The 8,406-nt window shown below is 51.7% G+C and carries 9 protein-coding genes; 1 reads left to right on the top strand and 8 read right to left on the bottom strand.

The features are described 5' to 3' along the window. The 3 genes from KJ869_01255 to KJ869_01265 all read right to left on the bottom strand — a co-directional run. Nucleotides 1-549, bottom strand: a 549-nt coding sequence (locus KJ869_01255) for a PilN domain-containing protein (protein MBU1575820.1), incomplete at its 3' end; no start/stop codon positions are given. Next, a complete protein-coding gene (locus tag KJ869_01260; protein MBU1575821.1) occupies nt 550-1,599 on the bottom strand; it encodes a pilus assembly protein PilM in 1,050 nt (349 codons plus the stop codon). 58 nt (nt 1,600-1,657) lie between these two features. Further along, nucleotides 1,658-1,852, bottom strand: a complete 195-nt coding sequence (locus KJ869_01265; GenBank protein MBU1575822.1) for a helix-turn-helix domain-containing protein — start codon at nt 1,850-1,852, stop codon at nt 1,658-1,660. A gap of 348 nt (nt 1,853-2,200) precedes the next feature. Between KJ869_01265 and KJ869_01270 the strand changes: the two genes are divergently transcribed. Next, nucleotides 2,201-2,470: a hypothetical protein gene (locus KJ869_01270; GenBank protein ID MBU1575823.1), complete on the top strand. Its 270-nt coding sequence runs from the start codon at nt 2,201-2,203 to the stop codon at nt 2,468-2,470. A 65-nt stretch (nt 2,471-2,535) separates the two neighbouring features. Here the strand turns inward: KJ869_01270 and KJ869_01275 are convergent, their stop codons facing one another. The 5 genes from KJ869_01275 to nrdR form a co-directional block, all read right to left on the bottom strand. Beyond that, a complete protein-coding gene (locus tag KJ869_01275; protein ID MBU1575824.1) occupies nt 2,536-3,234 on the bottom strand; it encodes an anaerobic ribonucleoside-triphosphate reductase activating protein in 699 nt (232 codons plus the stop codon). 117 nt (nt 3,235-3,351) lie between these two features. Then, nucleotides 3,352-3,627 carry a hypothetical protein gene (locus KJ869_01280; GenBank protein ID MBU1575825.1) on the bottom strand — a complete coding sequence of 92 codons (276 nt, stop codon included), beginning with the start codon at nt 3,625-3,627 and terminating at the stop codon, nt 3,352-3,354. 277 nt (nt 3,628-3,904) lie between these two features. Further along, nucleotides 3,905-4,192, bottom strand: coding sequence for an anaerobic ribonucleoside-triphosphate reductase (locus KJ869_01285; GenBank protein ID MBU1575826.1), 288 nt, complete (start codon nt 4,190-4,192; stop codon nt 3,905-3,907). Nucleotides 4,193-5,338: 1,146 nt separating this feature from the next. After that, nucleotides 5,339-7,435 carry an anaerobic ribonucleoside-triphosphate reductase gene (nrdD, locus tag KJ869_01290; GenBank protein MBU1575827.1) on the bottom strand — a complete coding sequence of 699 codons (2,097 nt, stop codon included), beginning with the start codon at nt 7,433-7,435 and terminating at the stop codon, nt 5,339-5,341. Nucleotides 7,436-7,775: 340 nt separating this feature from the next. Next, on the bottom strand, nt 7,776-8,249 hold the full coding sequence (gene nrdR, locus KJ869_01295; GenBank protein MBU1575828.1) for a transcriptional regulator NrdR: 474 nt from the start codon (nt 8,247-8,249) through the stop codon (nt 7,776-7,778). Nucleotides 8,250-8,406 lie beyond the last annotated feature (157 nt).

Below are 8,406 nucleotides of genomic sequence, written 5' to 3' on the forward strand. Positions count from 1 at the left end.
ATCACGCCCCTCGCTGGTGGCTTTGGTGGTTTGCGTTAATTCTACATTTGAAAAATACCCGGAACCTTTGAGCCGGTCCATGAAATCAGCCACGATAAGGTTGGAGAACGTCATTCCTTCCATGGATATCACATCCTTCTCATCTTTCATGCTGGTAAGCCAAAGGTAATCCGGCAGGGCATGGCTCAATTGATCCAATAAAGTAACTGTATAGAACCGGGTTTTATCAATCGAGGCTATTTCGTTCAGCTTGGTGTTCACATCAGCCTGTTTTGCAAGATAATCATCCACCAAACGTTTGGGCCCGGCCAGCTTGGTCAGTTCTTCATTATAACCCTTGATCTTGGATTCCAGGCTGGCGATCTGGGCCTTCTGGGAGATCATTGTCAACACTATGACCACCAGCACAATGACCACTCCCAAAACGCTGGCCAAGATGCCGACATTGAATGGTAATTTGGGCAGGGAAAAACTGACCCCGGCTCCGGCCGGTTTGGCCCCGGCCACTCTCTCTACCTTGCGATCCCGAATTAAATTAATCTGTATCATCTATTTTACCTCCCTAAGCCCCAGGCCGATGGCCAGGGTCAAGATCGGGGAAACCTTTTCGCTGGCTACGGCTCCGAACAGGCCCGGATCATAGCTGATTTTTTGTAATGGATTTATGATCTCCGCCGGGATCCCGAACCTCTCCTTGAGGTGATCCTGAAGCGACGGGATCAGGGCCCCGCCGCCCGACATATATATCCGGCTCATCCTCTCGCCCCCGCCGGACATGGCCAGGAAGGAGAGGGTCCTTTCTATAGATGAGGCAAAATCATCGGAGAAGGACTGGAACACTGAAGCGGCCGATTCCTGGCTGACGTCGGACACCGTCTCGCCTTTTATCAGCTCGGTGGCCTGCTCGTAGGAGATCCCCAGGTTCTTCTGCATCAACTGCAGGCAGGAGTTGCTGGCCATCGGAAGGTCCCTGGTAAAATACGGCACGCCGTTCTTGACGAAATTGATGTTGGTGTTATCGGCCCCGATATTGACCAGGGCTATAATCTCGTCGGCCGGCATTTCGTAACCAGCCTCGAAGGCATTCTGCACGGCAAAGGCCCCGTAATCCAGCAGGATCGGGTTTAGGCCGGCCCCGGACAGCAGGTCCAGGTGGACGTTCACCGTCTCGTTCCGGGCCGCCACCAGCAGCACCTCCATCTGGTTGTTGCCCGAATCGGGATTGATGATCTGGAAATCCAGCACCACATCGGATATCTCGAACGGCACATGTTGCTCGGCCTCCCACTTGATCCTCTCCCGGGCCTCCTGCTCCTTCATCTTGTCCATATTGATCCGTTTGACGATGACGCCCCGGCCGGAGACCGCGGTTACCACATTATTGCTTTTTATCTGCCTGGTCTCTAAAAGCGTCTTGATGGTGTCGATGACCAGGGTCCGGTCCATGATCTCGCCCTCGACGATGGCCTCCGGCAGCAGCGGAGCAATACCGTAATTGACCAGAGACAGCCCCTTGCCGGTCTTCTGGATCTCGACGATCTTTATCTGGCTGCTGCCTATGTCCAAACCTATGGTGGCTGGTTTTTTTCCAAAAAACATTTTGAGTTTACCTCACTTTATCGGTTATTATCAAACCAATTGATTTTTTCAGCCCGGTTTACCAGCCCAATTCGCCAATAAATTTCTGGATCTCGCTTCCCTTGACCAGCCAACGCCGGCCAATCTTTTTGCCCGGGAGATTTTTTACGCCCAAATGTTTGCGCACCGTCTGGTCGGTGACCGCCAGTATCTTGGCCGTCTCCGAGACGGTGTATAATTTCCCGGAATCTATTTCTTTTGGGGATACAGGCATATTTACCTCGCTCAAGAATGAAGTAACGGTAAGTATATATAACTATAGACAAAGCTACCTTTAGACATTCTATTCATTTTGTATATGTTTGTCAAGCTTTTTTTTTATTTTTTTTATTTTTTTTTATTTTTCTCTTGACATAATCACTAAGTTGCACTATACTACCCAATTGATAGGGACACTTAAAGGGATAATTCAACAAACCAAAATATTTTGGAGGTTACCATGAAAAAGTTAATTTCCCTGTTTTTCATAGCCTTGCTGACAGTGGTGGGTTGTAGCTCTGTGACCCCGGCGCCGGAACTTAGAATAACGAACATTGATCCTCCAGGAGGTATGGGCCTACCAATGACAATTACCTTTGAAAATATGAATTACGTCGAGGCCATCCTTACCAAAAGGACCTCTACTTTCACCGATACGGTAGGCACGGCAGCCATAGTGGAAAGTTATGGTATTGCCGGATATGTTCCCGGCGAAGGTACTTACGATTATATCTTCACTCCCACTTACCCGGCCATGGGAGCAGGCGCAGCCGTTACTATCACTTTCACTGGAACCGATGCCTACGGTTATAATAAAACCTTCACGGTAACCACCCCAAAGATCTGGTATTGATCTTTAAAAAAAGAAACGCCCCGGCTTCTGCCGGGGCGTTTCTTCATTATATATGATATTATTACCTATATTCCCCTTAAAACTACCCTTTCCACCAGCCCTTCCGCCGTCTTTCTCATCTCTTCCAGATATTCCTCATTATATGGTGGCATATTGCGCAGTTCCTGGTTATCGGCATTGGTTTGGACAAACTGCTGTAAAACCCACTTTTTTGCCCCTTTTATCTCCCGGGCCATATTGTCAACCGAATCCAAGTCGTGGTATTGCGGCACTATGGTGGTGCGGAACTCATACTCCAGGCCGGAGTACAGGATCAGGCCGATGCTTTCTCTGATATTCTCCTTATTGACGACAACTCCACAGGCCAGATCATATTTTTGATCAAATGAGGCCTTGATGTCCATGGCGATGAATTCGACCAGGCCTTGGTCTATTATCTTCCTTAATAGAGCCGGGTTGCTGCCGTTGGTGTCTAATTTGGCCGGCAAGCCCAATCCTTTCAGTTTCATCAGCAGGGGCATCAGGTCTTTATGGATGGTCGGCTCGCCCCCAGTGATCACCACCCCGTCTATCCAGCCCTTCTTGCCCTTCAGGAACGATTCTATGCGCTCCCATGGAACATCGGCGATCTGCTCCGGGTGCTTTACCAATATATGGTTGTGGCAGAACGGGCAGCGGAAGTTGCAGCCGGGAAGAAAAACGACTGAGACGATCTTGCCGTCCCAGTCGATCAGCGATGTTTCGATGAAGCCTTTAATTTCCATAATTACGATTGTTGTGCGATAGAATTACGATTGTTACACGATGGATATACAATAGCCTTACAATTGCATGGCCATTGCATCACAACTGCTTCCCCATTGTATATCTACAGAGCCGCCTTATACCGCCGGATCCAGGTACGGCTTTAACTCCTTGGACAGCGGGGGCCGCTTGACCCAGCGGTCCATTTCGTCCTCGTTGTTCAGCAGGACCACGGTGGGGATGTCAAAAACCTCGTAAAAGGCCCCCTCGGCCAGTCCGTCCACAGTATCCATGTCGAAATAATTGAGCGGCACCTTGCCCTGATATTCCCACTTGTCCAGGAAATAGTTGATCTTCTCCATGGCCTGCTTGCAGACCTGGCAGGTGGGACGGCCGAATACTTTCAATTCCATTGAAGCCTTTCTAATTCTTACTTGCTTACGATCCTGTCATACTGAGGTGCCTTGCCTGCCTTACAAATCGAAGAATCTCTACCCGATAGATTCTTCGATCGGCCGAGCATTATGCCCTGCTCAGAATGACGCAACTGGTTTTTTGCTGAAGTTGGGCTATTATGCCCTGCTGTCATTCCCGTGCCGCGCCCCGACAAAGTCGAGGCTCCGATTTCATCGGGGCCGTGGGCAGACGGGAATCCATGGATTCCTTCCTTCGAAGGAATGACGAACCGTTTTAGGCTATCTGGGAGTGGTAGCGGTCCTTGAGCTCGCCCAGCTTGCCCTTGTTCCAGCCCTCGACGATGGTGAAATAACCGGTGACCCGGGTGATGTGGTTGACATTGCGGCCGCCCACCGTCTGGCCCTTGATGGTGGCCCAGTCGTGCTTGGCGACGGCCTCGGCGCTGCAGCGCACCTTGACTCCGTGCTTCTTGTTGCGGATGATGACATCCCCGCCCTCTTCGGTGAAGTCGTAGATGTGCTTCTCGGCGCTCAGTTTGTCTTTCAATTCCTGCAGTTCCATGATGTCCTCCAATATATATTATTTTGATTTTATCTATCTTTTGGGACACGGCATGCCGTGTCCTTACTTTATAGTCTCGATACTCACTTCCCCCGAACGGCTTCTCTCAAACAATCCACGCCGTAAATAATTATCCAGTTGCATTTTTTATGACAATTCTCTTTATCAACCGCCCTAATAATGAACCTAATATTCCACCCATAAAAAATGCGGGGAAAAAAATCATCCCAGTCATAACTAGTGCACCTAAGTCCATGAACGAAAAATTACTCTTATAAGGTCCTGTGTAAGACTGTGCTGCTAAAAAAAAGCAAAAAAGAAAGTAATAAACTGCTCCAATCCTCCACATGCCTAAGGGATAGAATATTCCTACCAAGAAAGCACCCAAAAATGGCAATGAATAGCCAATAAATGCATTTATTGCCAGAAGTTTTTTAGGAAGACTAAGAACACACAATGTTGAATTGTTGCAGGGCTGGTAAAATGTTGAGATCAAGTAGCTATATATGGATGTCAAGCCTTGCCCTATAACGAATGAAATTAAACCTGCAAACAAGATATGACTAAAGGATAGCGTTTGCTTCGTATAAATATTTCTAAATATACTTTTAATATTGTATCCTTTATGACAGGCGTTGGTTTACTAACTTTCCCGCTTTTTTCTCTTGTAGTCTAGTTCTTATACGTCTTAAAAAGCAATAACCAATCAAACGTCTCTCATTTCCCCGAAAACTGCTTATCCCAGTCTATCCTGACCGTGAACTGCATAAACACGAACAGCCCACAGATGTTTGTTCTAATACCTCTTACCCCGAACTCATCCCTTTCTCCCTTCTCTTACCAAGAGAAGGGCCGGGAGCCTGCCCTGAGTTTTACCTATATCGGACAAACGAAGGGTTGAGTTTATATTTATTGCTGCTCTCGCAATGACCATTCCCTCTCCGTTACGGGGAGGGTTAGGGAGGGGTCGGGCGAAGGCACTTCATCACTACCATCTGGGTTAGGCCCAGGGCGAAGAGACTTCGCCCCTACCGTATACTGCCTCCTGAATGCTCTTATGGATTGCTTCGTTTGTCCAATATTGATGCCCCCTCGCAATGACCTAACCCCTGCCCCTTCCCGCATCGGGAAGGGGCAGGGGTTAGGTCACTTGATCCTCTCTATCCCGCTAATCTTCCTGCCGCTGCAGTGCGGGCACTCGTCCAGCAGGCCGCGGTAGACCTTGCTGCAGACGTTGCAGGTGGTGAACTCCGGCGAGAAGGCTATCTGGGCGTTGCGGGTATGGCGGAAGGTCTTGGTGACGAAATTGGCGATGGATTCCGGGGAGGGGTGGGAATCGGCGATCCAGATATGGGTCAGGGCCCCGGCCTCGATCATGTCGTGGAACTTGCCCTCCTGCTTGACCCGGTCAATGGGATTGACCGCATGAGAGACATTCAGATAGGTGGAGTTGGTGTAATAGACCGAATTGTCCTTGATATTGCCCTTGACCACCTTCTCGGTCTCCTTGGGGAAATGCTCCAGGTCCAGCTTGGCAAAGCGGAAGGCGGTGCTCTCGGCCGGGGTCTGCTCCAGCACGAACTTCATTTTATATTCCTTGGCCAGCTCCTTGGTCTTGAGGTGCAGATAGGCGATGATCTTCAGGCCGAACTTGAAGGCCTCTGGCGATTCGTGCAATTCCTGGCCGGTGTGGACCTGGACCATCTCGTTCAGGCCCAGCATCCCGATAAGAAACGACACCTTGGACAGGCGCAGATAAGATTCGCCGTCCTTCTCCATGGCCAGCAGGGCCAGCGGCCCCTGTTCCTTCAGGGCCATCAGCTTTTCGATGAATTTTCGCTTCTGGATGTGGCCCTTGGCGGCAAGGTGCAGGAACTCGTCCATCTTTTTGAACAGGGCGTTGGTGTCGCCCTTGGCCAGGTAGGCGATGCGCGGCAGGTTGAGGGTGACGTTCTGCAGGGCGGAATATCTCATCTTCCAGGGGAAGTGGGCGTCTTGAAGATCGGACTCCTCCAGCTTGAAGGCCAGCCGGCAGCACTCGGATATCTTGGCGGTCTCCCCCCGGTCGAACACGAAATAGGTGTTGCCCTTCTCGGCCGCCACCTGGGATATATGGTTGAGGAAGTCCTGGTGGCCGGGGGTCTGGTAGAATTTCTCGGTGATGTGGACCTCCGGCTTGGGAAAGAAAAACGGACGCCCGGTGCCGTCCCCGGCCTTATATATGTCGAACAGGGCCCAGGCGAAGCGCTGGGATTCCTTTAAATAATCGCCGTATTTCTTGCCGGTGTATTCGCCGCCCGGGCCGATGGCCGGGACGTTCTCGAAATGCTTGGGGGTCTCCCAGTAGATGTTCAGATCGGAGAAGATGGCCTGGCCGCCCCGGGCCACCGACTGCTGGCTGTATTCGAAGATCATCATCTGGGCCAGCTGCTGCATGTCGCGGTCGGACATGCCCACCAGATACGGGGCGAAAAAGACGTTGACGGCATCCCAGCCGATGGCCCCGGCAAAATGCCCCTGCAGGGCGGCCGAGAATTTGACCATGTGGGCCAGCAGGGTATCGGCATGCTTGGCCGGCTTGGCGATGGACAGGGCGTTGGGCAAAGACAGCCCATACTTTTTGACATATTCCAGGCTCTGCCCGGAGCAATAGGGCCGGTTGATGAAGCCCAGATCGTGCAGATGGATATCGCCCCGGGAATGGGCATCGGCCACATCCTGGGAAAAGACCTTGGCCAGGGCATACTGCTTGTTGATGGTCTCGGCCAAAGACATGTTGGTGGCTTCGGGGTTGTGGGGTATGTTGGCATTCTCCCGGTTGCGGTCGGTCAGGATCTTTTCCACATCGTACAGGGGAAGCCCCAGCCGGGAATGCTTCTTGCGGGCCTCCTCCAGGCCATGCTCCACCAGTTTGGCGTCCACCAGTTCGCGGACCAGGGATGATGTCAGGCGCTTGACCCTGGCGCTGATGATCTGGTCCTCCACCTCCCGGGCGATCTTGTGGGCTATTTCCTCGGCCACCCCGGCCTCTTTTTTTAGGGCGCTGATGATCCGCTCCCGATCCCACTGGACGATGTTGTCGTCGGACACCCGGACGAACAGCGCCAGGTCGGTGGCGTCCTGTTCCTTTCCGGCTTCAGCCGAATCTGGCTTGGCAGCAACCTTCTGCTGGCGGATCTTGGACCGCTGGTCGCGGTAAAGAATATAGGCCTTGGCGGTCTTGGCATGGCCGCGTTCTATCAAGACTTTTTCCACGGCATCCTGGACCTGTTCCACGTTGGGCAGATGGTCGCCCTTGGAGGAATACAAAAAGAGCACCACCTCGTCGGCCAGGTTCTCGGAGACGCTGCTGTCCGAGCCGCCCACCGCCTGGGCCGCCTGAAAGATGGCCTCGGTGATCTTGCGTTTGTCGAAATTGACTATATTGCCGTTGCGCTTCTGGACCAGATGGAACATCTTGCTGGCCAGCGAGCTGTGCAGGTCCTTGATCTTCTCTCCGGCAAATAAAAAGCGGGGAGGTTCCTGGGGATCGGGGGTGGTTGGACTGGCTAGTAGCTCACGGTTTTTATCTGGCATTGCTCCCTCACTTTTTTATATTTTTCTGCTGGCTTTTTTCGGAGAATGATTTGGCCGCATCGGCGAATTCGGACACTTCCCGGAAGGAACGGTAGACCGAGGCAAAACGCACATAGGCCACCCCGTCCAGCTCCTGGAGATGCTTCATCACATGTTCTCCTATGACGTCGGCCGGCACCTCATTGTGGCCCCCCGCCTGGAGTTCGTTCTCGATGGTCTCCACCATCCTCTCCAGGGCATCGATGCTGATGGGCCTTTTTTCCACCGCCCGACGAATGCCGGAAATAAGCTTCTGGTGGTCAAAAGCCTCCCGCCGGCCGTCCTTTTTAACGACCATCAGAGCGGATTCTATGTACTCGTAGGTGGTGTAACGGCGATGGCACTGCAGGCACTCCCTGCGGCGGCGTATGGCCTGGCCATCCTTACATAAGCGGGAGTCGATCACCTTATCCTTGGGGAAAGTACAGGCTGGACATTTCATGGTGTACCCCTTTATTTTGTGGCAAGGGGGTAATTATGCACCATATATGGCCTGATGTCAAGTCTAAAATCAGCCCTGGAGGGAATATTTTGTGACTTTTTTTGTTCTTTTTGGTATCCATTTTGCATAACCATATTTATAACATATTGCGTGGCAA

Source organism: Candidatus Edwardsbacteria bacterium, assembly GCA_018821925.1.
Classification (GTDB): domain Bacteria; phylum Edwardsbacteria; class AC1; order AC1; family EtOH8; genus UBA2226.